General features: G+C 69.1%; 20 protein-coding genes. 13 read left to right on the top strand and 7 right to left on the bottom strand.

Annotated elements, in window-relative coordinates:
- Positions 1-361 precede the first annotated feature (361 nt).
- Entirely contained in the window at positions 362-2,746 is a 2,385-nt protein-coding gene (locus tag BIX52_RS03605) for a Tex family protein (protein ID WP_075220143.1), read from the bottom strand.
- Positions 2,747-2,899: 153 nt separating this feature from the next.
- Here BIX52_RS03605 and BIX52_RS03600 point away from each other — a divergent pair, with 153 nt between their 5' ends.
- A complete protein-coding gene (locus BIX52_RS03600) occupies positions 2,900-4,333 on the top strand; it encodes an alkaline phosphatase D family protein (RefSeq protein WP_075219586.1) in 1,434 nt (477 codons plus the stop codon).
- A 76-nt stretch (positions 4,334-4,409) separates the two neighbouring features.
- Positions 4,410-4,910 carry a peptide deformylase gene (locus tag BIX52_RS03595; protein ID WP_075219585.1) on the top strand — a complete coding sequence of 167 codons (501 nt, stop codon included), beginning with the start codon at positions 4,410-4,412 and terminating at the stop codon, positions 4,908-4,910.
- A 37-nt stretch (positions 4,911-4,947) separates the two neighbouring features.
- Here BIX52_RS03595 and BIX52_RS03590 read toward each other — a convergent pair whose 3' ends face one another.
- The gene (locus tag BIX52_RS03590) at positions 4,948-6,462 is read right to left on the bottom strand and encodes a hypothetical protein (RefSeq protein WP_083659983.1); all 1,515 of its coding nucleotides are present in this window, start codon (positions 6,460-6,462) and stop codon (positions 4,948-4,950) included.
- Positions 6,463-6,825: 363 nt separating this feature from the next.
- Here BIX52_RS03590 and BIX52_RS03585 point away from each other — a divergent pair, with 363 nt between their 5' ends.
- The 3 genes from BIX52_RS03585 (at position 6,826) to BIX52_RS03575 (ending at position 9,495) form a co-directional block, all read left to right on the top strand.
- Positions 6,826-7,776 (top strand): ABC transporter substrate-binding protein, encoded by a 951-nt coding sequence (locus BIX52_RS03585; protein WP_075219584.1) that lies wholly within the window; start codon positions 6,826-6,828, stop codon positions 7,774-7,776.
- Between the two features lie 172 nt (positions 7,777-7,948).
- Complete coding sequence (locus BIX52_RS03580; RefSeq protein ID WP_075219583.1) at positions 7,949-8,722, top strand: ABC transporter permease; 774 nt, start codon at positions 7,949-7,951, stop codon at positions 8,720-8,722.
- Positions 8,719-9,495 carry an ABC transporter ATP-binding protein gene (locus BIX52_RS03575; protein WP_075219582.1) on the top strand — a complete coding sequence of 259 codons (777 nt, stop codon included), beginning with the start codon at positions 8,719-8,721 and terminating at the stop codon, positions 9,493-9,495. Before BIX52_RS03580 ends, BIX52_RS03575 begins: the two co-directional genes overlap by 4 nt.
- 32 nt (positions 9,496-9,527) lie before the next feature.
- On the opposite strand, the gene BIX52_RS03570 is transcribed toward BIX52_RS03575, so the two are convergent.
- Together BIX52_RS03570 and BIX52_RS03565 are read right to left on the bottom strand one after the other, a co-directional pair.
- A complete protein-coding gene (locus BIX52_RS03570) occupies positions 9,528-10,430 on the bottom strand; it encodes an allantoinase PuuE (RefSeq protein ID WP_075219581.1) in 903 nt (300 codons plus the stop codon).
- 2 nt (positions 10,431-10,432) lie between these two features.
- On the bottom strand, positions 10,433-10,909 hold the full coding sequence (locus BIX52_RS03565; RefSeq protein WP_075219580.1) for an ureidoglycolate lyase: 477 nt from the start codon (positions 10,907-10,909) through the stop codon (positions 10,433-10,435).
- Positions 10,910-11,140: 231 nt separating this feature from the next.
- On the opposite strand from BIX52_RS03565, the gene BIX52_RS03560 reads away from it, so the two are divergent.
- From BIX52_RS03560 to BIX52_RS03545, 4 genes are all read left to right on the top strand, one after another.
- Complete coding sequence (locus tag BIX52_RS03560; RefSeq protein ID WP_083659980.1) at positions 11,141-12,301, top strand: ABC transporter ATP-binding protein; 1,161 nt, start codon at positions 11,141-11,143, stop codon at positions 12,299-12,301.
- A 186-nt stretch (positions 12,302-12,487) separates the two neighbouring features.
- The gene (locus BIX52_RS03555; RefSeq protein ID WP_075219579.1) at positions 12,488-13,534 is read left to right on the top strand and encodes an extracellular solute-binding protein; all 1,047 of its coding nucleotides are present in this window, start codon (positions 12,488-12,490) and stop codon (positions 13,532-13,534) included.
- Positions 13,531-14,400 carry an ABC transporter permease gene (locus BIX52_RS03550; RefSeq protein ID WP_245803101.1) on the top strand — a complete coding sequence of 290 codons (870 nt, stop codon included), beginning with the start codon at positions 13,531-13,533 and terminating at the stop codon, positions 14,398-14,400. The genes BIX52_RS03555 and BIX52_RS03550 overlap by 4 nt, the downstream gene beginning before the upstream one ends.
- A gap of 15 nt (positions 14,401-14,415) precedes the next feature.
- A complete protein-coding gene (locus BIX52_RS03545) occupies positions 14,416-15,231 on the top strand; it encodes an ABC transporter permease (RefSeq protein WP_075219578.1) in 816 nt (271 codons plus the stop codon).
- Between the two features lie 16 nt (positions 15,232-15,247).
- Here BIX52_RS03545 and BIX52_RS03540 read toward each other — a convergent pair whose 3' ends face one another.
- The 3 genes from BIX52_RS03540 to BIX52_RS23185 all read right to left on the bottom strand — a co-directional run bounded on the left by BIX52_RS03540 (position 15,248) and on the right by BIX52_RS23185 (position 18,000).
- On the bottom strand, positions 15,248-16,147 hold the full coding sequence (locus tag BIX52_RS03540) for a DMT family transporter (protein ID WP_211098142.1): 900 nt from the start codon (positions 16,145-16,147) through the stop codon (positions 15,248-15,250).
- 219 nt (positions 16,148-16,366) lie between these two features.
- Positions 16,367-17,773: an amidase gene (locus BIX52_RS03535; RefSeq protein WP_075219576.1), complete on the bottom strand. Its 1,407-nt coding sequence runs from the start codon at positions 17,771-17,773 to the stop codon at positions 16,367-16,369.
- 26 nt (positions 17,774-17,799) lie between these two features.
- Positions 17,800-18,000: a hypothetical protein gene (locus BIX52_RS23185; RefSeq protein WP_157956190.1), complete on the bottom strand. Its 201-nt coding sequence runs from the start codon at positions 17,998-18,000 to the stop codon at positions 17,800-17,802.
- Between the two features lie 606 nt (positions 18,001-18,606).
- On the opposite strand from BIX52_RS23185, the gene BIX52_RS03525 reads away from it, so the two are divergent.
- The 4 genes from BIX52_RS03525 (at position 18,607) to BIX52_RS03510 (ending at position 23,263) form a co-directional block, all read left to right on the top strand.
- On the top strand, positions 18,607-20,202 hold the full coding sequence (locus BIX52_RS03525; protein ID WP_075220140.1) for an ABC transporter substrate-binding protein: 1,596 nt from the start codon (positions 18,607-18,609) through the stop codon (positions 20,200-20,202).
- 104 nt (positions 20,203-20,306) lie between these two features.
- Positions 20,307-21,260: an ABC transporter permease gene (locus BIX52_RS03520; protein ID WP_075219574.1), complete on the top strand. Its 954-nt coding sequence runs from the start codon at positions 20,307-20,309 to the stop codon at positions 21,258-21,260.
- A 13-nt stretch (positions 21,261-21,273) separates the two neighbouring features.
- The gene (locus BIX52_RS03515) at positions 21,274-22,173 is read left to right on the top strand and encodes an ABC transporter permease (RefSeq protein ID WP_075219573.1); all 900 of its coding nucleotides are present in this window, start codon (positions 21,274-21,276) and stop codon (positions 22,171-22,173) included.
- Between the two features lie 10 nt (positions 22,174-22,183).
- Positions 22,184-23,263: an ABC transporter ATP-binding protein gene (locus tag BIX52_RS03510; RefSeq protein ID WP_075219572.1), complete on the top strand. Its 1,080-nt coding sequence runs from the start codon at positions 22,184-22,186 to the stop codon at positions 23,261-23,263.
- Positions 23,264-23,296: the final 33 nt, after the last annotated feature.

Here is a 23,296-nt window from a genome sequence, read left to right as displayed (position 1 = left end):
CTCGGAAGGAGCGTGACGGCGTCAAGCGTCCGTGCTCCCCATGCTCGCCCGCTGAAGAAGCGGCCTGCGCGTGGGTCCGCGCGGACACTTGACCCCGCCACGCTCCTTCGAACGATCCCGGCAAGCACCCGTCGTGCGAAAAGCCTGCGCGCCGCCTGCCGCCCGTGGCGGTTGGCGGTTGCCGGTCGCCGCGCCGTTTGCCGCCGTGCTTTTTACCGCCGTGCTGGTTTGCGGCGTGTCGGTCGCCGCCGTTACGGGACGGCCGTGCTGGGGGCCGCCGCGCCGGCTGCCGCGCGCGACGGCTTCCGCGCGTGACGGTTGCCGCCGGTGACGGTTGCCGCGCGTGACGGCCGGGCGGCGGCTAAGTGCGCTTCTTCATCGCTTCCAGCAGCGCCGCGCCGAGCGCGCTCTCGCCGCCGCCGGACGTGGCCTTCGGGTCGCGGCCCCGTCCGCCGTTCCCCTGCGGCTTGCCCTTTCCATGAGGCGTGCCGCCACGCTGGGGCCCGCCGCCGCCGCCGCTCCGGTGCGGGCGCTCACCGGCGCCGCCGCGGTTGCGGGAGCTGTCCTGAGGCGCCGCTTCCGCATCCTTGCGCATGGAGAGGCCGATGCGCTTGCGGGGGATGTCCACTTCGACCACGCGAACCCGCACCACGTCGCCCGCCTTCACCACCTCGTGCGGGTCCTTCACGAAGCGGTCCGCAAGCTGGCTGATGTGGACGAGCCCGTCCTGGTGCACGCCGACGTCGACGAACGCGCCGAACGCCGCGACGTTCGTCACCGTGCCTTCCAGCATCATGCCGGGTTTCAGGTCAGAGATCTGGTCCACGCCCTCCGCGAAGGTGGCCGTGCGGAAGTCCGGGCGCGGGTCACGGCCCGGCTTCTCCAGCTCCGACAGAATGTCCCGCACCGTCGGCAAGCCGAACTTCTCGTCCACGAACTGCGCCGGGTTGAGACCCTTCAGCACCGCGCCGTTGCCCATGATGTCGCGGATGTCCCGCCCGCACGCCTCGACGATGCGACGCGCCAGGCCGTATGCCTCCGGGTGCACGGCCGAGCCGTCCAGCGGCTCCTTGCCGTCGCGGATGCGAAGGAACCCCGCGCACTGCTCGAACGCCTTCGGGCCGAGGCCGGACACCTTCATCAGCGCCTTGCGCGTCGGGAAGGCGCCGTTCGCGTCACGGTAGGTGACGATGTTCTGCGCCAGCGACGGACCGACACCCGCCACCTGCGCCAACAAGGGCGCCGAGGCGGTGTTGAGGTCGACCCCCACCGCGTTCACCGCGTCCTCGACCACTCCGTCCAGCGCGCGGGCGAGGCGGCCCTGGTCCACGTCGTGCTGATATTGGCCCACGCCGATGGATTTCGGCTCGATCTTCACGAGCTCCGCCAGCGGGTCCTGCAGCCGCCGCGCGATGGAGACCGCGCCGCGCAGCGACACGTCCAGCCCCGGAAACTCCTTCGCCGCCAGCTCCGACGCCGAATAGACCGACGCGCCCGCCTCCGAGACGACGACCTTCGTCGGGCGCGGCCCGCCGTCCGGCAAGAGCTTCAGCGTGTCGGCCACGAGGCGCTCCGTCTCGCGGCTCGCCGTCCCGTTGCCGATGGCGATCAGCTCCACGTTGTGCCGGCGGATCAGCTCGATGATCTTCCCCTCGGCACCGCGCACGTCGTTCTTCGGCTGGAACGGGTAGAGCGTCGCCGTGTCGAGGAGCTTGCCGGTGGCGTCCACCACCGCCGCCTTCACGCCGGTGCGGATGCCGGGGTCGAGGCCCAAAGTCGCCCGCGCACCGGCCGGGGCGGCGTGTAGCAGGTCCTTGAGGTTGCGGGAGAAGACGGTGATCGCGTCCTCGTGGGCGCGGGCGCGCAGGTCGCCGAAGAGGTCGAGATACATCGACAGCTTCAGCTTCACCCGCCACGCCCAGGACGCCACCTGACGCAGCCACTGGTCGCCCGGCCCATCGCCCGAAATGCCGATCGCCGCCGCCACGATGCCTTCCGCCCGCGCCACGCCCGTGTCGGGATCCGGCGCGATGTCGACGCTCACCACCTCCTCGTTCGCCGCGCGCATGATGGCGAGCGCGCGGTGGGCGGGAATGTCGGCCCACTTCTCCTTGTGGTCGAAATAGTCGGAGAACTTCGCGCCCGCCTCTTCCTTGCCCGCCACAACCGTGGCCGAGATGATCGCCTCGCGCCGCATGAAGTCGCGCAGGCGGCCGATGAGGTCGGCATTCTCCGCCAGCTCCTCGACCTTGATGTCGCGCGCCCCCTCCAGCGCCGCCTTCACCGTGGCGACCTTGTCGTTGACGTAGGCGGCGGCGAGCGCCTGCGGATCGGCCCGCCGGTCGCCCTCGATGGCGCGCAACAGCGGCTCCAGGCCGTTCTCGCGGGCGATCATCGCCTTGGTGCGGCGCTTGGGCTTGAACGGAAGGTAGAGGTCTTCCAGCCGCGCCTTGGTGTCGGCCCCGGCGATGGCGGCTTCCAGCTCGCCCGTCAGCTTCCCCTGGTCGCGGATCGAGGTCAGGATCGCCGCCCGCCGCGCTTCCAGCTCGCGCAGATAGACCAGCCTGTCGCCCAAGGTGCGAAGCTGCGTGTCGTCGAGCCCGCCCGTCGCCTCCTTGCGGTAGCGGGCGATGAAGGGGACGGTCGAACCGGCGTCGAGCAGCTCGACGGCTGCGGCAACCTGACCCGGCTTGGCGCCGATCTCCTCGGCAATTAGGCGAGCGATGGTCTCGGCGGTCTTGTCCATGGTCGGCTCCTGTCGCAGGCGGACCGTGGGCATAGCGCCACTCAACGCCGGTTCCAAGTCACCACCGTGTGCGGCCTGTGGGCCGGGGCGCGCCGCCGCGGCGATTGCGATTGTGCTTTGAAAACCCGCCCGGCGTCCTACCTGAAGGGCGCTATGCCCGTTCAGATCGACGATATCATCGGCCCCGTCCTCTTCCTCGACGCTGCGGAGGCCGGGACGCTTCACCTCGCCGCGCTCTTCATCGCGGCGGCGGACGCGGCCCCGTCGCCGGTGGAGACCGCCGAGGGGATCGCAGCGGCCGAGAAGATCGCGGTCTACGATACCGCCAGCGTATGGCGCGCGCGCTTCGCCGTGCCGGCCGACCGGGCGTCGACCTATCGCTGGAACGCCGAGACCTATGAGGTGGCGGGGGCGATGGGAGGCGACCTCGCCATCGCCTACGTGTCCTGCAACGGCGAGGAGATCGGCGACCTGGAGCGCGAGGGCTCGGAGCGCAACGCCATGTGGGCCCGCCTGCGCGACGAGCACAAGGTGCGCCCCTTCGCGCTGCTCCTCCACGGCGGCGATCAGGTCTATGCGGACGAGGTGACCGACGGGCACCCGCTCAGCGACGACTGGCCGGACGACATCGAGGACGCGCCGGGCGCGGCCGCCCTCGCCAGCCTCACCCATCACCTGCGTGAGCGGTTCATGGAGCGTTACGTGTCGCTCTACCGCTCGCCCGAGTTCGCCTGGCTTGCGGCGCGCGTCCCCTCGCTCACCCAGTGGGACGATCACGACATCTGCGACGGCTGGGGCTCGCTGCCGGAGGAGGTGACGCGCTCGGCGGTCGGCCAGACGCTGTTCGCCGCCGCCCGCGAGGCGACGCTCGTCTTCCAGCACGCCTGCGCCGACGGCAGCTTGCCCGCCCGCTTCGCCGACACCGGCGGGGCGCAGCTCGGGTGGACGGTGTCGCTGCCGGACCTGCGCATCCTGGCGCCGGATCTGAGGTCGGAACGCACCCGGACCCGCGTGATGGGGCCTGGCGGCTGGGCGATGATGGACGCCGAGGCCGCGCGCCCCGCCGCCGGCCACACCTTCCTCATGTCGAGCGTACCGCTTTTGGGGCCGCGCATGTCGCTGCTCGAACGCCTGATGGTCGCGATCCCGAAGATGCAGAAATACGAGGACGACCTGCGCGACCAGTGGCAGAGCCGCTCCCACCGCGACGAGTGGCGGCGGATGCTGCGCCTGGTGCGCGACCTCGCCCACCGCGACGGTCACGATATCGTCGCCCTGTCCGGCGAGATCCACCTCGCCACGCGGGCGACGATGGACCTGAAGGAGGGCCGCACGCTGGACCAGCTCGTGGCGTCCGGCATCGCCCACCGGCCACCGCCGAAGGGGTGGGCGCGGTTCCTGGGGGCGCTGGCGGCGCTGGGCGAGGACCCTCTGCCGGAGCATCCGATCACCATCCGCCGCCTGCCGGGTCAGCGCGGCCGCTATGTGGCCGAGCGCAACTATCTGGTGCTGGAGCGCATCGGCGGGGCGTGGCAGGCGCGCTGGCACCTGGAGGAGAGCGGCATGACGGAGCCGCTGCCGATCTGATCCCGCATCGCCGGCCGCGGCTGGATCGCCCGGCGCGCTGAGCCTATGAGGGGCGCGCAGCCTGTGGAGTGATGCCGTGCCCGTCCGGCCCATCGTGATTTATCCCGACCCGCGATTGCGCGACGTCGCGGCGCCTGTGGAGACCTTCGGCGCCGACCTCGCCGCACTCGCGACCGACCTCGCCGACACGATGCGTGCCGCCCCCGGCATCGGCATCACCGCGCCGCACATCGGCGTGGCGCTGCGCGTCGTGGTGCTGGCGCTGCCGGAGGATGAGGCGCCGGTGACGTACGTGAACCCGGAGATCGTCGAGGCGTCGGCCGAGCTCTTCCGCCATGTGGAGGGGAGCGTGTCGATGCCGGGTGTCGCCGAGGACGTGGAGCGTCCGGCCAAGGTGCGGGTGCGCTACCAGGACCTTGCGGGCGACGTTCACGAGGAGGAGGCGGAGGGCCTGCGCGCCGTCTGCCATCAGCACGAGATCGACCAGCTCGACGGCAAGTTCTGGCTGCAGTCCCTGTCGCGGTTGAAGCGCGACAGGGTGATCAAGCGTTACGAGAAGCTGCGCCGGGTGGGCTGACGGGGCGCCATGCGGCGCGCCCCTCGGGCGCGGACCGTCAGGAGACGATGAAGGCGTAGATCAGCGCCCAGGCCGACAGCGCCACGCCGCACAGGACGGTGAAGAGGCCGTTCCACCGCAGCCCCACGTGCCACGCGCTCTTGCCCGCGAATGAGCCGGTGAGGAGCGTCGTCGCCGTGAAGGGTGAGTTAGCACCGGCGAGCGCCCAGCCTGCCGTCACCGCGACCTGGATCGCGGTGGAGGAGATGCCGAGCGCATCCGCCGAGGGGATCAGCGGCAGAACCAGCGAGGCGGTGAGGATCGGGTTCATCGCCACCTGCCCGGCCAATGTGAACACCCAGATGAGGCCGACGAGGATCACCGCCGTGGGAAGCGCCGCAAAGCTGACGCCCGAGGCCTGCAGCCACTCGGCCATCAAGGTGGCGCCCACGGTGCCGATATAGCCGGCCATCGACAGGAGCGTGATCTCGCCGCGGTAGGTGGGCAAGTCCCGCGTGACATAGCCAGCGGCGCGGCTGCGCAGGTGGGCGAACCGGCGGCCCGGTGCCCCTTGCATGAACACCCATGCGGCCGACACCAGCGGCACCACCAGCGCGACGACGCCCACGGTGCGCACGCCCGTCGCCGTCTGCAGCACGGCGACGAGGGTCAGGAGGATGACGAGGAGCAGGACCAGCGGGCGCAGGACGCCCCAGCCGCCCGTCGTTTCGGTGCGTTGCGGGCGGCGGCGCGGGCGCGGCTTGAAAATGGTGTCGAGCGCGTAGCCGATGCCGACGAGGATCACGCCCGAGATGAACGCCGGCGCCAACAGCGCGCCCCAGCTGGCGCCCGGGATCAGCGCGGTGGAGATGGCGACCGCGAAGGACAGCGGCGACCAGGGGAGGGTGCCGACGAGGGCACGCTGCACGGCCAGCAGCATGCGCTTCATGCGGATGGCGCGGATTTCCGGGTCCGGCTCCTCCCGCGCGCTGGCGACGGCGAGGCTGCCGAGGAGAGCGATGGCGCCGTAGTTGAGGAGGAGCGAGAACATCTGCCCGCCGACCGACAGCGCGGCGTAGCGCCGTCCCGGCGGCTGGCTGGCGAGGAAGCGCCCGCACGCGGCGATGGAGGGCGAGGTCTGCGCGGCGTGGCGCAAGGTGGTGAGGGCGGAGAAGAAGGCGCCGATGAAGGCGGCCACCGACAGGCCGTGCAGCGTCTGGGCGAGCCAGTCCTCGTGCAGGGCGATCTGCAGGCCGGTGATGGCGAGGGCGACGAGGACGAAGGCCCGCCGCGCCGGGACCACGAGGATCGAAAGAACCGCGACGAGGGCGATCTCCACCACCGGCACCAGAGACGCGACCGGGGAGGGCGCGCCCCAGTCCGACGCGACCACGAGGACGGTGAGCACCACCAAGAGGACGCCCAGCAGGCTGAACAGCGGTTGCGCCGCGGCCGGCGACGACGGCGGGGTGGTGGATGCTTCGGCCTCGGGTCTGGCGGCTGCGCTTGGGTCGCCTTCGGATCGGTCGGGGGCGGTGTGTGCGGATGTCGCGTCCGCGGCGGGAGAGGTCATCGGCGGCAGATCGTTCCGTTGCAGGCGGGCGAGAGGAGAGCGGGCGCCCGGTCTGAGGCGATCGGACGCAGGACGGCGCGTGCCCGTCAAGCCGCGCCGCAGGCATGTGTGGTCTTCTTAAGCGATCGTTGTGGCGGCGGTCAGGCCGTTTGCCACAACCCTGCCGCGATCCGCATGCGGGTCGACCCGAAGCGGCGCGCGCCGTGAAGCGCCGGGCGACACGAAATCGCGAGCCGTACCAGCATGTTCGCCTACTCTATGGGCACCTGCCGTGACTGGTCAAATTATTGACACTCGGCGCCCGATATGGTCGGTTCTCTGGCAATAAAACGCGGCCCGACGCCCGCGGATTTGGGACAGACCATGCCTCACACCACTTTTCGGACGATCGTCCTCGCCACGGCCTTTGGCGCCGCCCTTTCCACCCCCACCTTCGCGGCCGACGTCGCCATCGGCATGAGCGGCTGGACCGGCTTCGGCCCGTTGACGCTCGCCAAGGAAGCCGGCCTCTTCGAGGAAGCCGGCGTCGACGTGGAGATCAAGAAGATCCCGCAGAAGGACCGCCACCTCGCCATCGCGTCCGGCGACATCCAGTGCGCGGCCACCACGGTGGAGACGTTCATGATCTGGAACGCCAACGGCGTGCCGATCAAGCAGCTCTTCCAGCTCGACATGTCCCACGGCGCCGACGGTATGGCGACCCGGTCCGACATCGAAACCATCGCCGACCTGAAGGGCAAGACCATCGCCGCCTCCGCCCCCGGCACATCGCCCTACTTTGTCCTGGCGTGGATGCTGAACGAGAACGGCCTCTCGCTCGACGACGTGACCGTGGTGAACCTCGAGCCGTCGGCCGCGGCGCAGTCCTTCATCGCCGGACAGAACGATGCGGCGATGACCTATGAGCCGTATCTGTCGGCCGTGCGCGACGCGCCGGACGCCGGCAAGATTATGGCCACCACGATCGACTATCCGATCGTTATGGACACCTTCGGCTGCACGCCGGAATTCATCGAGGAGAACCCGGACCTCGTGAAGGCGCTGGCCGACGGCTACTACGCCGCGCTCGACATGATCGAGAGCGACGAGGCCAAGGCCTACGAGATCATGGGCGCCGACGTGAACCAGTCGGGCGAAGACTTCGGCAAGTCCGCCGGCTATCTGGAGTGGCAGGGCCGCGAGGCGTCTGACGCGTTCATGGCCGGCGGCATCCAGGAGTTCTACGCCAAGGCGGGCCCGCTCTTGGAGACGATCGGCATCATCCGCGAGATCCCGGAGACCGACACCCTGATCGACACGAGCTGGAAAAACTGATCCAGGATCGCAGCCACCCGTGACACAATCCCCTGACGGCGCCGGCAGCGGCGCCCCTTCATCGCCCGGCGCAGCGGTTCCCGCTGCGCCGGTTTCCGCATCTGAGGGTGCAGCGGTTCCCGCTGCGCCGGTTTCCACATCTGCTGCGCCCGCCAGGCGCCGCCGCCTGCGCATGCGGCCGCTGACGCCGGTGTCGCGCCGGGCGCGCATCGTCCTCGGCCTCTCCTTCTTCGTCCTCTTCGTTGCGGTCTGGTCGGTCGCCACCTTCGGCGGCTTCGTGCGGCCCATCTTCCTCGCCACGCCGATCCGCATGATCGACGAGGGCTGGCGGCTGATGACCCGCTTCGGCTTCTCCTACGACATCGCCATCACCGTCTGGCGCGTGTTCGGCGGGTTCGTGATGGCGACCGTCGTCGCCGTGCCGATCGGCATCCTGATGGGCGCCTACAAGCCGATCGAAGCCTTCTTCGAGCCGTTCGTCTCCTTCGCGCGCTATCTGCCCGCGTCGGCCTTCATTCCGCTCCTCATCCTGTGGGCCGGCATCGGCGAGATGCAGAAGCTCCTCGTCATCTTCATCGGCGCGGTGTTTCAGATCATCCTGATGGTGGCGGTCGCGGTCGGCTCCACCCGGCGCGATCTGGTGGAGGCGGCCTATACGCTGGGGACCGGCGACGGCGGCGTGGTGCGTCACGTCCTGTTGCCGCACGCGGCGCCGCAGATCGCCGAGATCCTGCGCCTCGTTCTCGGCTGGGCGTGGACCTATGTCATCGTCGCCGAGCTGATCGGCTCGTCCGCCGGCATCGGCCACATGATCGTCGACAGCCAGGCGCTGCTCAACACCGGGCAGATCATCTTCGGCATCATCGTCATCGGCCTTATCGGCCTCATCTCGGACTTCGCGTTCAAGGCGCTCAACAGGTCCATGTTCCCGTGGAGTCTGGCGTGAGTCACGTTGTCGTCGAAGGGGTCTCGCGGACCTTTCCGGGCAAGCGCGGCGGTGAGCCCACCGTCGCCCTCTCGCCGATCGACCTCACCGTCGAGCGCAACGACTTCGTGACGATCCTCGGCCCCTCCGGCTGCGGAAAGTCCACCCTTCTGCGCATCGTCGCGGGGCTGGACGATCCGACCACGGGCCAGGTGATGGTGGCGGGGCGCGAGGTGGTGGGGCCGGGGCCGGACCGGGGCATGGTGTTCCAGTCCTACACCCTGTTCCCGTGGCTGACGGTGGCCGACAACATCGCCTTCGGTCTGCGCCGCAAGGGTGTGCCCGCCGCGCAGCAGAAGGAGATCGTCGACTTCTACCTCGGCAAGACCGGGCTGACGAAGTTCGGCAAGCACCTTCCCAAAGAGCTGTCGGGCGGCATGCAGCAGCGCGTGGCGATTGCCAGAGCGCTCGCCAACGACCCGGACATCCTGCTGCTCGACGAACCCTTCGGCGCGCTCGACAATCAGACGCGCGGGCTGATGCAGGAGCTGCTTCTGAAGATCTGGGAGGACGACCAGAAGACGGTGCTGTTCGTCACCCACGACATCGAGGAAGCGATCTTCCTGGCGAGCCGCTGCATCGTGATGACGGCGCGGCCGGGACGCATCAAGGCCGACGTCGAGATCGATCTGCCGCGGCCGCGCGACTATCACCTGAAGACCTCGGCCGCGCTGCTCGCCTTCAAAGAGCGGCTGACCGAGGACATCCGCGCCGAGGCGATCAAGGCGCTGTAGGGCGATGGGGCCGCCGCGGCGGCCCCATCCTCTTACCCGCCGAACGGGTGCGTCTCATGCCAGTGGCGGGCGATGTCGACGCGCCGGGTCACCCACACGTCCTCGTGGCTCTGCACATAGTCGAGGAACTTGGCGACGCCGGACGCGCGGCCCGGATGGCCGACGAGGCGCATGTGCATGCCGACCGACATCATCTTCGGCGTCGTCTTGCCCTCGTGGTAGAGCATGTCGAAGGCCTCCTTCAGATACTCGAAGAACTCGGCCCCGGTGGCGATGCCGCCGCGGTTGAATTTCCCGTCGTTGTGGGTGAGCGAGTAGGGCACCACCAGATGCGGGCCGTCCGCGTCGCTCACCCAGTAGGGCAGCTCGTCGTCATAGGCGTCGCTGTCGTAGAGGAAGCCGCCCTCTTCGCGCACCAGGCGGCGCGTGTTCACGCTGGGGCCGTAGCGGCAATACCAGCCGAGCGGGCGCTCACCCACCGTCTCCTTCAGCGAGGCGATAGCTTTGCGGATGTGCTCGCGCTCCTCCTCCTCGCTGAGGTGGTAGTGCGGCACCCAGCGCCAGCCGTGGCAGCATACGTCGAAGCCCGAATCGCGGATGGCGGCGGCGGCGCGCGGGTTTCGCTCCAAGGCGAGCGCGCAGCCGAACACGGTCATCGGCAGGCCGCGCTCCTGGAACAGCCGCATCAGCCGCCAGAAGCCGACGCGCGAGCCATAGGCGAACATGCCTTCGCCGGCGAGGTCGCGCCCGCCGACGCCGGGGTCGATCGGCGCTTCGGTGAGCGCGGTCTCGGTGTAGTCCTCGCCGTCCTGCACGGAGGGCTCGGAGCCTTCCTCGTAGTTCATCACGAAGTTGATGGCGAGGCGGGCGCCGTTCGGCCACTTGGGGTCGGGCGGGGTGTCGGCATAGCCGATCAGGTCGCGGTCGTAGCTCATTCTCAGGCCCTGACGATGTGGTGCGGCACGTCCACGAATTCCTCGTCGCCGGCGCCGCCTTCCAGCCACATGAAGATTGCGAAGGCGCCCGGCGCACCGGACACCAGGGTGAAGGGGTGGTGCCAGACGTTGGCGCCGTAGGTGATCCCGGTGCGTCCCGAGGAGAGGAAGGCGCGCGCGTGGCCCATGTCCGGCCCGCCGTCCGCCGCGTGCGGGGCGACGATCACCAGCATCCCGGCGTCCTGCATCGGCACGAAGGTCTGCGAGGAGAACTCGTGCCGCTCCATCTGCGTGACGGTCAGCGGCAGGGTGGCGACGGCGTCCTTGTGGGCGAGGGACAGGCTGGGTTTGGCGCCGGGCCTGAGGTTCGCCAGCGCGTCGGCGCAGTAGAGCCGGCCGGGCGTCTCGGGCGGAGTGAAAACGTCGCCGAAGAGGGCGAAGGCCTCGGCCGTCAGGGGTTCGATCTTGATGTCTGTCACACGTCTCTCATCGCGGCCGGGCCGGCGCGAGGAGGCCGGTGCGGCGGGGGCGGGCGGGTCCGTTCGCGTGGGGTCGCGGGCGGCTCTCCATACTATGTCACCAATCGCACACAGAATTGCGTGCAAAATTTCACCAATTTGCATTCCTTTTGCTCATGCGATTTTTCTCAGCATCGGTAGTCTGTCGGACGTCGGCCGCTTCCCGGCCGGCGACCCATTTGGACGGACCTTATGAACGCCCACAGCGGCCTCGCCGCGCAGACATCCGGCCCGCCGGACGCCCGCCCGACTCCGGCCGTTCCCACCGAGCCCGCTCGCCGTGGCGCGACGCTCGACGTCGAGCGAGTCAGCCACAGCTATGGCGGCTTCCGCGCGCTCGACGACGTGTCGCTCAGCGTGAAGGCGGGCGAGGTGGTCGCGCTCCTCGGGCCGTCCGGCTGCGGCAAGACCACGCTGCTGCGCGTCATCGCCGGGTTCCTGAACCACACCGAGGGCAACGTGCGCGTCGACGGCGCGCCGGTGGACCGGGTGCCCGCGGGGCGCCGCGGCATCGGCATCGTGTTCCAGAATTACGCGCTCTTCCCGCACATGAGCGTGTCGCAGAATGTCGGCTACGGCCTTGCCGCGCGCGGCCGCTCGCGCCGGCAGATCAAGGACAGCGTCGCCCGCTTCTTGGAGGTGGTGCAGATGAGCGCCTTCGCGCGGCGCCGCCCGCGCGAGCTTTCGGGCGGTCAGCAGCAGCGCGTGGCGCTCGCCCGTGCGCTCGCGATCGAGCCGGGCATCCTGCTGCTCGACGAGCCGTTCGCCGCGCTGGACAAGAACCTGCGGCTCGACATGCAGATCGAGCTGAAGCGCCTGCAGCGCGACCTCGGCCTCACCGCGATCCTCGTCACCCACGACCAGGAGGAGGCGATGAGCGTCGCCGACCGCGTGGCGGTGATGAACAAGGGGCGGATCGAGCAGCTCGGCACGCCGGTGGAGGTCTATGACCGGCCCGAAACGCTGTTCGTGAACTCCTTCATCGGCTCCTCGAACCTGCTCGCGGGAACGGTGGCGGCGACCGGGCCGACCGGCACCACCGTCGATCTCGACGCGGGCGGGCGCCTCACCGTCGCAGGGGCGGGCGGGCCGGCCGGATCGCGCGTTCTCGTCTCGGTGCGGCCGGAGCAGCTTCACATCGCCCACGCGCCGGGGGAGGGGCTCTTCCCGGTCACCTGCCGGCTGGAGCTGCCGGTCGGCGGCAATTCCGTGCTCGACCTTCAGACCCGTGACGGGGCGGACGTGAAGCTGGTGCGCTTGCGCGCCGGTGCGCCTCCGCTCGGCAACGGCCAGCATTATTGCGGGCTCACGCCGGACGCGCGGCCCGCGATCTTCCCCGCCCCGGCCGGCTGAGACCCGGCCGGCCTTGCCCACCCGCCGGCCCGCGGCCCCCGCGTGCCGGCCCGCCACACCCCGTACCGCGGCCTCGCTTCGCCTGGCCGCGCCCATCGTCCGAAAGGGCCCGCACCTCAGGCGCGGGCCGCCGCTTCGACACGTCAACTTCACCCCCCGCAGCGACCCCCTCCAAGGAGACCCGACATGACCGCGTTCACCCTCAATCGCCGCAAATTCCTGGCCGCATCGGGCGGCGCCGCCGCCACGGCCGCGACCGCCTCGCTGTGGGGCACCAGCGCGCTCGCCTCGGGCTCGGTGATCGCTGCCATCTATCCGGGAACGTGGGAGGAATCCTTCCGCTCCATCGTCGCCCCGGCGCTGCAGGAGGCCGCCGGCGTCACCGTCGAGTTCGACCCGGCCTACGCCGTCGACCAGATCGCCAAAGCGCGCGCCGCCCGCGCCCTGCCGCCGTTCGACGTCTTCGTGCTCGACCCCGGCCCGGCCGCGACCGGCGCCGAGATGGGCCTCTACCAGCCGATCGACACCTCCAAGCTGAAAAACGCCGACAAGCTGCCGCAGGTGTTCGTGTCCGAAATGGCGATCCCGGTCGCCGCGCAGGTGGTGGGCATCGCCTACAACCCGACGAAGTTCGACACTCCGCCGACCGGCTGGGCGCAGCTCTTCGAGGAGCCCTACGTGTCGCGCCTCGGCCTGACCGGCTTCCAGACCACCTTCGGCACCACGTCGCTGATCGAGATCGCCAAGGCCTTCGGCGGCTCGCTGACCGACATCGATCCGGCGATGGAGAAGATCAAAGAGGTGCTGCCGAAGATCGCGGCGGTGGCGCAGCCGTCGGCCATGGCCGGTCTCTTCCAGCAGGGCGAGATCGACGTGATGTACACCAACACCCAGACGGTCGCGAGCCTGAAGGGCCGCGGCGTCGACATCGAGTTCGCGGTTCCGGACACCGGCGCCATCGCCTTTGTGACGACGATGCACATCATCGACGGCGCTGAGAACCTCGACAACGCCTACGCCTATATCGACACGGTGATTTCGGCCGGCGTCCAGGAGGCGCTGATGCAGGAGCCGTACAACTTCATCCCCGTGAACAGCGACGTGCCGCTGCTGGACACCCTGCCGATGACCTCGCTCGACGCCATGAACGACTTCGTTCGTCACGACTGGACGCAGATCAATCCGCTGCGTCCGGGCTGGATCGAGCGCTTCAACCGGGAAGTTGCGGCTTGAGCCTGACCGCCACACAAGGGGAGGGCGCCCGGCGCCTTCCCCGCCTCTCCGGCGACTGGCCGCTGATCGTGCCGATGGGCCTGTTGTTCATCGGCTTCTTCTGCGGCCCGCTCGTTCTCCTCTTGTGGGTGTCGTTCCACAACGACCAGAACATGGAGGTGACGGGCGTCGCCATGTGGGCGCGCTTCCTCGGCGACCCGTTCTACTGGAACGTGGTGCTCGACACGGTGATGCTCGGCGTGAAGACGGTGGCGCTGACGGTGGTGCTCGGCTTCTGCACCGGCGTCATCTACCTCTCGTGCGGGCCGCGGGTGCGCTCGCTCATGTTGTTTGCGATCGTCCTGCCGCTGCTCCTTTCGGTGGTGGTGCGCACGTTCGCGTGGATCGTCATCCTGGGCAACGAGGGGCTGGTGAACTGGGCGGTGATGTCGCTCGGCCTCAGCGCCGCGCCGTTGCGCCTGTTGCAGACGGAACTCGGCCTCGTGATCTCGCTGGCCCAGATAGAGCTGCCGTTGATGCTTCTGCCGCTGCTGTCGGTGATGGCGCGGATCGACCCCAACATTCTGGACGCGTCGCACGCGCTGGGCGCCTCGCGCTGGCGCACGATGTTCCGCGTGATCCTGCCCTTGTCCGTGCCGGGGCTGATCGCGGGGAGCCTGCTCGTTTTCGCCAGCTCCACGGCCGCCTTCATCTCGCAAAGCGTGATCGGCGGGGGACGGCTCATCTACATGCCACTCGTCATCTGGCAGCAGGCGCTGGTGGTCTATGACTGGCCGTTCGCGGCGGTGGTCTCGATCGCGCTCCTCGTCACCGTGCTCGGCATACTCACTTTGATCAGCGCCCTCGGCCGCCTGGCGCGGACCTGAGGGCCTGGAGGCCTTATGCGCACCACACGATCCTTCGCCGACGTGTCCTATTATGCGGTGATCGGCGCCATAGGCGGGCTCGCCATCGCCATCCTTGTGGTGCCGGTGCTCGTCGTGCTGGCCATCTCGCTCACCTCGGCCGCGAGCTTGAAGTTCCCGCCCACGGGGCTGTCGTTCCGCTGGTACGAGGCGCTGTTCGACCCGGTGCAGTCCGGCCACATCCACAGCGCGGCGCTGAACTCGCTGCAGGTGGCGGGGTCGGCGGCGGGGCTCGCGATGCTGATCGGCACCCTGGCGGCGCTGTGGCTGGACCGGCACAGGGGGGCAGCCGGGCGCGCACTCGACACCGCGTTCATGTCGCCCTTGGTGCTGCCGATGTTGTCCTTCGGCCTCGCCGCGCTGATCATCGTCACCATGCTGCGCCAACGCCCGTCGCTGACGTGGCTGACGGCGGGCCACCTCGTCGTGGTGATCCCGTTCGTCATCCGCACCGTGTCGGCGAGCCTGTCACAGCTCGACCGGGCGCTGATCGACTCGTCAGCCTCACTCGGCGCGTCGTCCTTCTACACCTTCAGGCGGGTGGTTCTGCCGGTGATCGCGCCCGGCATGGCGGCGGGGGCCTTCCTCGCCTTCGTGGCGTCGATGGACAACGTGCCGATCTCGCTCTTCCTGTCCAATGCGCGCACGGACATGCTGCCGATCCGTTTGTGGGGGATGATGGAATCCTCGCTCGACGTGCGGGTGGCGGCGGCTTCGGGTGTGCTCATCGTGGTGACGTCGGTGCTGCTGGTCGTCATGAACCGCCTGGTGGGGCTGAACCGGCGGGTATGACCCGCCGGCTGCGGCCTCAGCGCGAGCCGAGAAGGATGACGAGGACGCCTGCGGTGATGAGGCCGATCCCGGCATACTCCTTGGCCGAGGTGGACTGGCGGAAGATCCGCCGCGAGATGATCTGGGCGAAGACGATCTCGACGAGGGCGAGGGCGCGCACCAGCGAGGCGCTCTGCACCGCGAAGGCGAGGAACCAGAATTGCGAGGCGAAGGCGCCGCAGAAGCCGGCGGGCGCCGACGCGCGCCACGAGGCGAGGAGGGCGCGCAGAACCGCGCGGTCGGCGATGAGGAGGTAGGCGGTGATGGTGGCCGACTGCACAGCCAGGGCCACGCACAACGTGGTGGAGGCGTTGACCACGAAGCTGCCGTCCGGAAGGTCGAGGATGCCGCCGCGATAGAACACCGCCGACAGCGCGAACCCCGCGCCGGAGCCGAGGCCCATCGCGGTGCTGGCGAAGGCGCCGATGGCCGCCCCCTTCGCGGGCCACGACATCGCGACCACGCCGGAGGTGGCGATGAACACGCCGGCCGCGGCGAGGTGGGTCGGCAGGTCCTGCAGGAAGATCGCCGCGAACAGCAGCACGAAGACCGGCTCGATCTTGGAATAGGTGATCGCCACCACGAAGGAGCGCATGCGCATCGCCGCCAGCAGCAGGCCGGTGGCGATGATCTGCGTCATGCCGCCCGCCGCCGTCCAGACGAGGAAGGCCGGGTCGAGGATGGAGGGCGGCGTGCCGACGAAGATCGAGATGAGGCCGAGGAAGAGAAGGGCGAAGGGGAGCCCGTAAAGGAAGCGGACGTGGGTGGCGCCGACCGTGCCGAGGGTGGTGGTCAGCTCTTTTTGCATCGAGTTTCGGGCGGTCTGTGCCGCGGCGCCGATCAGGGTGAAGGCCACCCACATCCAGTCTGAGAGCAAGGGTTTCGTCCGTTGAAGAGCCGGGCGCGCGGGATCGGCGGCCGGCAGGAGAGGCCGGGCGCGAGGGATCGGCGCCCGGTGGGAGAAAGATCCGGGCGCACGGGGCGCCCGGTGGGAGAAAGATCCGGGCGCACGGGGCGCCCGGCGGGAGGGGGAGCCGGGCGCACGGGGCGCCCGGTGGGAGGGGGAGCCGGGCGCGTGGTGTCCGGCGGGCGTGGCTCAGGCCGCTTCGGCGGCGGCGAATTCCTCCAGCTTCGGCCGTGCGGCGCGCCAGGTGGTCATCTGTTCATAGACGTGGCCGGCCTTCAGCGTCGCCACCTCGTCGAAATTGCGGCCGACGATCTGCAGCGAGAAGGGAATCCCGGCCGTGTTGAAGCCGTTGCAGACCGAGAGGGCGGGGTTGCCGGTGGTGTTGAACGCGGTCGTGAAGGACGTGTGCGTAAACAACCACTCGTGCGGCGTCGGCTCCAGCTTGCCGGCGGGGTCCATCGTCGGCGTCAGGATGAGGTCGACGGTCTTGAACACGGCCTGGGTGGCGCGGGTGAGCTGGGTGCGCCAGCGCAGCGCCTGAACATAGTCCTCGGCGCGGATGAGGGCGCCGCACTGGATGCGGTAGCGCAGGCTCTCGCCGAGAAGCTCCGGCGTCTCGATCAGCGTCTTGCGGTGGATCGCGTAGAGCTCGGTCATCGACACCACCTTCTTGGCGTCGGAGAAGTCCTGCAGGCTGGGCAGGGTGACGGGGACGATGGTGGCGCCCGCCTCGGTGAAGACGGTGAGCGCTGCCTCGAAGGCGGCTCTGGTCTCGTCCGGGGTCTTCGCCTCGTCCAGCCAGTGCCAGGGAACGCCGATGATGGTGCCCTTCAGGTCGCCGTCCAGCAGGGTGTGGTAGGCGGGCACGGGCTCGTCGGCGCTGCCGGGGTCGAGCGGGTCGAAGCCGGCGATGACGGAGAGCATCATCGCCGCGTCCATCGCCGTCCAGCCGAGCGGGCCGACGTGGTCGTGGCTGAAGCTGTTGGGGAAGACGCCGCGGCGGCTGACGCGGCCATAGGTGGCCTTCAGCCCCGCGGTGCCGCAGGCGGCGGCGGGCATGCGGATGGACCCGCCCGTGTCGGTGCCGATGCCGACGGGCATGAACCCCGCGGCGATGGCCGAGCCGGTGCCGGACGAGGAGCCTGCCGGATGGTGCGCCGGGTTCCACGGGTTGGCGGCCGGCGGGGCGACCACGTCCCAGGACGGGCCGCCGTGGGCGAATTCCCACGTGGTGGTTTTTCCGAGGAGCACGCCGCCGCCCTCGCGCAGCTTCGTTTCCACCACCGCATCGGCCGTGGGCACGTGGCCAGAGAGGCTTTTGGACTGGCCGGTGGTGCGGATGCCGGCGGTCTCGACGATGTCCTTCTGGCCGTAGGGGATGCCTTGCATCGGGCCGCGGTCGACGCCGCGGGCGAAGTCGGCCTCGGCGGCGGCGGCGTCGGCGAGGGCGCGCTCGGGCGTCAGCGTGATGAAGCTGTTCAAGAGCGGGTCGAGCGCTTCGATCCTGGCGAGGCAGGCCTTGGTGTACTCGGTCGGCGACAGGCTCTTGTTGCGGTAGCGGGCGGCGATCTCGGCCGCGCTGAGGAAGGTGTCCATGGGGAGGGGCTCCGGTTCGGGCGCGGCTAGAAGCGGGCGGCGTTGAAGGCGTGGGCGGGCTCGTCGGCGAAGGTGAAGTCGCGCTTCAGCCGGTCCGTCATCTCCTTCAGGTACTGGGCGGCGGCGAGCATTTCCTCGAATTGCTGCGGCGCGGGGTCGAGCCCGGCGTGAGCCAGAAGCGTGGCCAGCATTTCGCGCGAAACGGCGGGATCGTTGGGATCGTCCATGAGCGGCTCCATTGGTTGTGCGGGCGGACGGGCCGTGAGGTTGGCCGTCGATGGGGGCGGTCGGCGGGCCGTGGGGGAGGGGAACGCGCCGGCCCGCGCGGCACCGGATCAGACGCACCGGCAAGTGAGTACAATACGCAAAATTCGATCTGTCAAAGCGCTTGAGGGCGGCTGCAAAATTGCTGCGGCGGGATCGCCCTTTCTGCGGGCTTTTCGGACGCGATTTGGGGCGCCCAGTCGCATGTTGGCAGTCGGCCGAAAGTATTGGCGCCTGTAATTCACGAAATGACGCAAATCTTTGCACTGGATCGTGAGGGTTGCCATCCGACGCGGCACGGGCGGGTGGAGCCGGCGCCGATCGCGGGTGAAACAGCCGCCGATGGGCCTCTATGGCTAAATTGTGATCAGGGCAAACATTTGTGCACGCAACTCGATTGGATTCAATTCTGGGCGCTCTTAAGCTCGCTGCGGAACACGGGGTGCAGGCCGAGGCCGGTGCACCCAGCGCCGCCATGACCCAGGAGGACAACGTTGACGAAATTCGTGTTTGATCGCTCGGCTCGCCACGGGATCGGGCGCGCCGTCGCCCTGACCCGCCGCACGTTGATGGCCGGTGTGGCGACCTTCGCCATCGCCGCCAGCCTGCCGCTGTCCAGCGCCTGGGCCCAGGACGAGAAGGTGCTGCGCGTCGGCATGACCGTCGCCGACGTGCCGCTCACCACCGGCCAGGCCAACCAGGGCGGCGAAGGCACGCGCTTCATCGGCCTCACGCTCTACGACGCGCTCATCAATTGGGACCTGTCGAAGTCCGAGGAACCCTCGGTGCTGCGGCCCGGCCTCGCCACCGAATGGTCGGTCGACGACGACACGCAGACCGTCTGGACCTTCAAGCTGCGCGAAGGTGTGACCTTCCACGACGGCTCCGACTTCACCGCCGACGCGGTGATCTGGAACCTGGAAAAGCTCCTCAACAAGGAATCGCCCCAGTACGACGCCTCGCAGGCCGCCCAGGCCTCGCAGTGGTTCGGCGCCATCGCCTCCTACGAGAAGATCGACGACATGACCGTCGCGATCACCACCAAGGAGCCGGACGCGACCTTCCCCTACCAGATCGCCGGCATCATGTATTCGAGCCCCGCCCAGTGGGAAAAGCTCGGCGGCGACTGGGGCAAGTTCGCGGTCGAACCCTCCGGCACCGGCCCCTTCATGCTCGACCGCCTGGTCCCGCGTGAGCGCGCCGAACTCGTCAAGAACCCGAACTACTGGGATCCGGCACGCGTCCCCGCCTCCGACCGGCTTATCCTGATGTGCATGCCCGACGCCTCCACCCGCGTCGCAGCGCTCCTGTCCGGCCAGGTCGACTTCATCGAGGCCCCGTCACCGGATGCCGTGCCGCGGCTCAAGTCCTCCGGCATGCAGATCGTGACGAACGTCTACCCGCACATCTGGCCCTATCAGCTCTCCTATCAGCCGGATTCGCCGTTCCTCGACCTCAAGGTGCGCAAGGCGGCGAACCTTGCCATCGACCGTGAAGGGCTGTCCCAGTTCCTCGGCGGCCTCGCCGTGCCCGCCAAGGGCCAGGTGACCGAGGGCCACCCCTGGTTCGGCAACCCCACCTTCGAGATCACCTATGATCCGGAACAGGCGCTGTCCTTGATGCAGGAAGCCGGCTACGGGCCGGACAACCCGCTTCACGTCAAGCTCCTCATCTCCACCTCGGGCTCCGGCCAGATGCAGCCCTTGCCGATGAACGAGTTCATCTCCGAAAACCTCACCGCCGTCGGCTTCGACGTCGAGTTCGAGGTGTTCGAGTGGGAGGCTCTGCGCGCCCGCCGCCGTGCCGGTGCCATGGCGCCGGAGAACGAGGGGGCCGACGGCCTCAACAACTCCTGGGCCTTCTGGGATCCGAACATCGGCATCCTGCAGGCGGCGGCGTCCGACATGACGCCTCCGGCCGGCTTCAACTGGGGCGGCTACTCGAACCCCGAGATCGACGTCCTCGCCAAACAGGCCAAGGTCGCCTTCGACCCGGCGGAGCAGAACAAGCTCTTGGGTGAAATCCACTCCAAGATGGTCGACGACGCGATGTGGATCTGGGTCGTGCACGACCTCAATCCGCGCGCCCTCGGCCCCAACGTGAAGGGCTTCGTCCAGGCGCAGAACTGGTACCAGGATCTGACGCCCGTCTACGTCGACAACTGAGCGACGCGGCGGCCCGTCGCGGCCGCCGCACCCCACCTCTTCGCGAGCCTGCCCGGCGGCGCCGCCGCGCCGCAGACGGGCCATGCTCTTGGACGGAGCGTCCGATGATCCTCTACGTGATCCGCCGCCTGCTCTTGGCAATTCCCATCGCGATCGGCGTCACGATCGTCTGCTTCTCGCTGATCCACCTCGCCCCCGGCGATCCCCTGTCCACGGTGCTGCCCGACAACGCGACCCCCGAGGTGGTGGAGGAGATCCGCGCCGCCTACGGCTTCGACAAGCCGCTTCCGGTCCAATATCTCGTGTGGCTCGGCAACGTCGTGTCCGGCGACTTCGGCCTTTCCATCCAGTCCCGACGCCCGGTGCTGGGCGACATCGTCCCGGCGGTGCAGAACACGATGATCCTCGCCTTCGCGGCGGTGCTCATCGGCTTTCCGTTCGGCACCATCCTCGGCGCGATCGCCGGCTACAGCCAGGGCAGCCTCACCGACAAAGTGGTGACGGCCATCTCCATCACCGGCGTGTCGGTGCCGCATTATTGGCTCGGCATGGTGCTCGTCGTCATCTTCGCGGTGAACATGGGGGCGCTTCCCGCCATGGGCATGGGACCCGGCGGCCAGTCCGACTTCGCCCTCAATTGGGCGCACCTCAGGCACCTGCTGCTGCCCGCCATCACCCTGTCGGTGATCCCCGCCGGCATCATCGCCCGCTCCGTGCGCGCCACCATCGCCGACGTGCGCAAGAAGGACTTCGTGTCCACCCTGCGCGCCAAGGGTCTCTCCCCGGCGTGGGTCTTCCTGCATGTGGCCAAGAACGCCGCGCCGGTGGTGCTCGCGGTCTGCGGCCTGCAGTTCGCCCAGCTCCTCGGCGGGTCGATCCTGGTCGAAACGGTGTTCTCCTGGCCCGGCACCGGCTTCCTCATGAACAGCGCCATCTTCACCCGCGATCTGCCGGTGCTGCAGGGGACGATCCTCGTCCTGTCGCTGTTCTTCGTCGTCATCAACCTTCTCGTCGACGTGCTTCAGACCGTCTTCGATCCGCGCATTCGCCGCGGCTGACCGGAGCGCCGATATGACCGACGCCACCGTCACCACCATCGCGCCGGCCCGCCCGGCGGCGCCCGTCACCCCCGCTCAGGGCTATTGGGGCGGGGTCGCCAAGCGGCTGCGGCGCGATCCGCTCACCCTCATCTGTCTCGGCGTGATTCTCGCGATCGTGCTCGCCGCCGTCTTCGCGCCGCTGATTTCGCCCGCCGACCCGTACAAGACCAGCATGATGGCGCGGCTGAAGCCCGTCGGCACGCCCGGCCACTTCCTCGGCACCGACGAGCTCGGCCGCGACATGCTCGCCCGGCTGATCTATGGCGGGCGCATCTCGCTGTTCACCGGCGTCACGCCGGTGGTGCTGGCGACGCTGATCGGCGGCGTGCTGGGGCTCGCGGCGGGCTTCTTCGGCGGCCTCGTCAACACGACGATCATGCGCACGATGGACGTCTTCTACGCCTTCCCCTCGGTGCTCCTCGCGGTCGCGATCTCCGGCGCGCTGGGGGCGGGCCTCCTCAACGTGCTCATCGCGCTCACCGTGGTGTTCATCCCGCCGATCTGCCGCATCGCCGAAAGCGTGACCACGCAAGCCCGCGCGGAAGACTATGTGGAAGCCGCGCGGGCGACCGGGGCGGCGACCTGGCGCATCATCACCGTCCACGTGCTGCCCAACGTGATGGGGCCGGTCTTCATCTACGCCTCCAGCCTCATCTCGGTGTCGATCGTCATCGCGTCCGGCCTCTCCTTCCTCGGCCTCGGCGTCAGCCCGCCGCAGGCGGACTGGGGGCTGATGCTCAACACGCTGCGCCAGTCGATCTACATCGCGCCCGGCCAGGCGGTGATCCCCGGCATCATGATCTTCATCACCTCCATGTGCTTCAACCTGATGAGTGACGGGTTGCGCGGCGCCATGGACGTCAAGGAATAGGAGCCCGGCGATGACCGACACCCTGTCCCTCGCCCCCAAGACCTCGCCGCGCACACTGCCGGTGGACGATCGCGGCGGCCCGCGTCAGCCGATGCTGATCGTTGAGGACCTGAAGAAGCATTTCCCCATCAAGACCGGCGGCGCGTTCGGCGGTCTGCGCACCAGCGTGAAGGCGGTCGACGGTGTGAACTTCACCGTGGCCAAGCGCGAGACGCTGGGCGTCGTCGGCGAATCGGGCTGCGGCAAGTCGACGATGGCGCGGCTTCTCAGCCATCTCATCACCCCCGACACCGGGTCGATCATCTTCGACGGCGAGAAGGTCGGCGCGTCCGGCGGCATCTCGGTGCGCGATCTGCGGCGGCAGATGCAGATGGTGTTTCAGGACTCCTATTCGTCGCTGAACCCGCGCCTGCCGATCGTCGACAGCATCGCCTTCGGACCCAAGGCGAACGGGGTGAAAGGGTCCGTCGCACGCGCGCGTGCGGAGGAGATCCTCGGCCTCGTCGGCCTCAATCCGCGCCAGTTCGCAAGGCGCTATCCGCATCAGCTCTCCGGCGGCCAGCGCCAGCGCGTCAACATCGCCAGAGCGCTCGCCATGGAGCCGCGCCTCGTGGTGCTGGACGAAGCGGTGTCCGCGCTCGACAAGTCTGTCGAGGCGCAGGTGCTCAACCTGCTCGCCCGCCTGAAAGAACAGTTCGAGCTGACGTACATTTTCATCTCGCACGACCTGAACGTGGTCCAATATATCTCGGACAGGGTGCTGGTGATGTACCTCGGCCAGGTGGTCGAGATCGGCGAGGTGGACGAGCTCTATGCCCGCCCGAGCCACCCTTATACCGAAGCACTCCTGTCGTCCCGCCCGTCCATGGACCCGGCGCGGCGGCGGACCGAGCCGCCGCTGGCGGGTGACCCGCCGAACCCTGTGAATCTGCCGTCCGGCTGCCGCTTCCGCACCCGCTGCGCGCTCGCCGAGGAGGTGTGCGCCAAGGTGGCCCCGGTGCTGACGCCGCTGCCGGACAGCCCCACCCACCCCGTCGCCTGCCACGCCCGCCAGCCGGGCGCAGGCCACAGCCTCTCCCCCGCAGCCTGAGGATGGCCTTCATGATGAGCCGAAGCGCCCGCC

This window comes from Acuticoccus yangtzensis, assembly GCF_001927245.1.
Lineage (GTDB): Bacteria > Pseudomonadota > Alphaproteobacteria > Rhizobiales > Amorphaceae > Acuticoccus > Acuticoccus yangtzensis.
The sequence above is the reverse complement of the archived record's forward strand: the minus strand, read 5'-3'. Positions and strand labels throughout refer to the sequence as shown.

Coding starts and splice junctions, on each gene's coding strand:
- BIX52_RS03605 (WP_075220143.1), bottom strand. CDS start 2,746: ATGGACAAGACCGCCGAGACCATCGCTCGCCTAATTGCCGAGGAGATC.
- BIX52_RS03600 (WP_075219586.1), top strand. CDS start 2,900: ATGCCCGTTCAGATCGACGATATCATCGGCCCCGTCCTCTTCCTCGAC.
- BIX52_RS03590 (WP_083659983.1), bottom strand. CDS start 6,462: ATGACCTCTCCCGCCGCGGACGCGACATCCGCACACACCGCCCCCGAC.
- BIX52_RS03585 (WP_075219584.1), top strand. CDS start 6,826: ATGCCTCACACCACTTTTCGGACGATCGTCCTCGCCACGGCCTTTGGC.
- BIX52_RS03580 (WP_075219583.1), top strand. CDS start 7,949: ATGCGGCCGCTGACGCCGGTGTCGCGCCGGGCGCGCATCGTCCTCGGC.
- BIX52_RS03570 (WP_075219581.1), bottom strand. CDS start 10,430: ATGAGCTACGACCGCGACCTGATCGGCTATGCCGACACCCCGCCCGAC.
- BIX52_RS03560 (WP_083659980.1), top strand. CDS start 11,141: ATGAACGCCCACAGCGGCCTCGCCGCGCAGACATCCGGCCCGCCGGAC.
- BIX52_RS03555 (WP_075219579.1), top strand. CDS start 12,488: ATGACCGCGTTCACCCTCAATCGCCGCAAATTCCTGGCCGCATCGGGC.
- BIX52_RS03545 (WP_075219578.1), top strand. CDS start 14,416: ATGCGCACCACACGATCCTTCGCCGACGTGTCCTATTATGCGGTGATC.
- BIX52_RS03535 (WP_075219576.1), bottom strand. CDS start 17,773: ATGGACACCTTCCTCAGCGCGGCCGAGATCGCCGCCCGCTACCGCAAC.
- BIX52_RS23185 (WP_157956190.1), bottom strand. CDS start 18,000: ATGGACGATCCCAACGATCCCGCCGTTTCGCGCGAAATGCTGGCCACG.
- BIX52_RS03525 (WP_075220140.1), top strand. CDS start 18,607: ATGGCCGGTGTGGCGACCTTCGCCATCGCCGCCAGCCTGCCGCTGTCC.
- BIX52_RS03520 (WP_075219574.1), top strand. CDS start 20,307: ATGATCCTCTACGTGATCCGCCGCCTGCTCTTGGCAATTCCCATCGCG.
- BIX52_RS03515 (WP_075219573.1), top strand. CDS start 21,274: ATGACCGACGCCACCGTCACCACCATCGCGCCGGCCCGCCCGGCGGCG.
- BIX52_RS03510 (WP_075219572.1), top strand. CDS start 22,184: ATGACCGACACCCTGTCCCTCGCCCCCAAGACCTCGCCGCGCACACTG.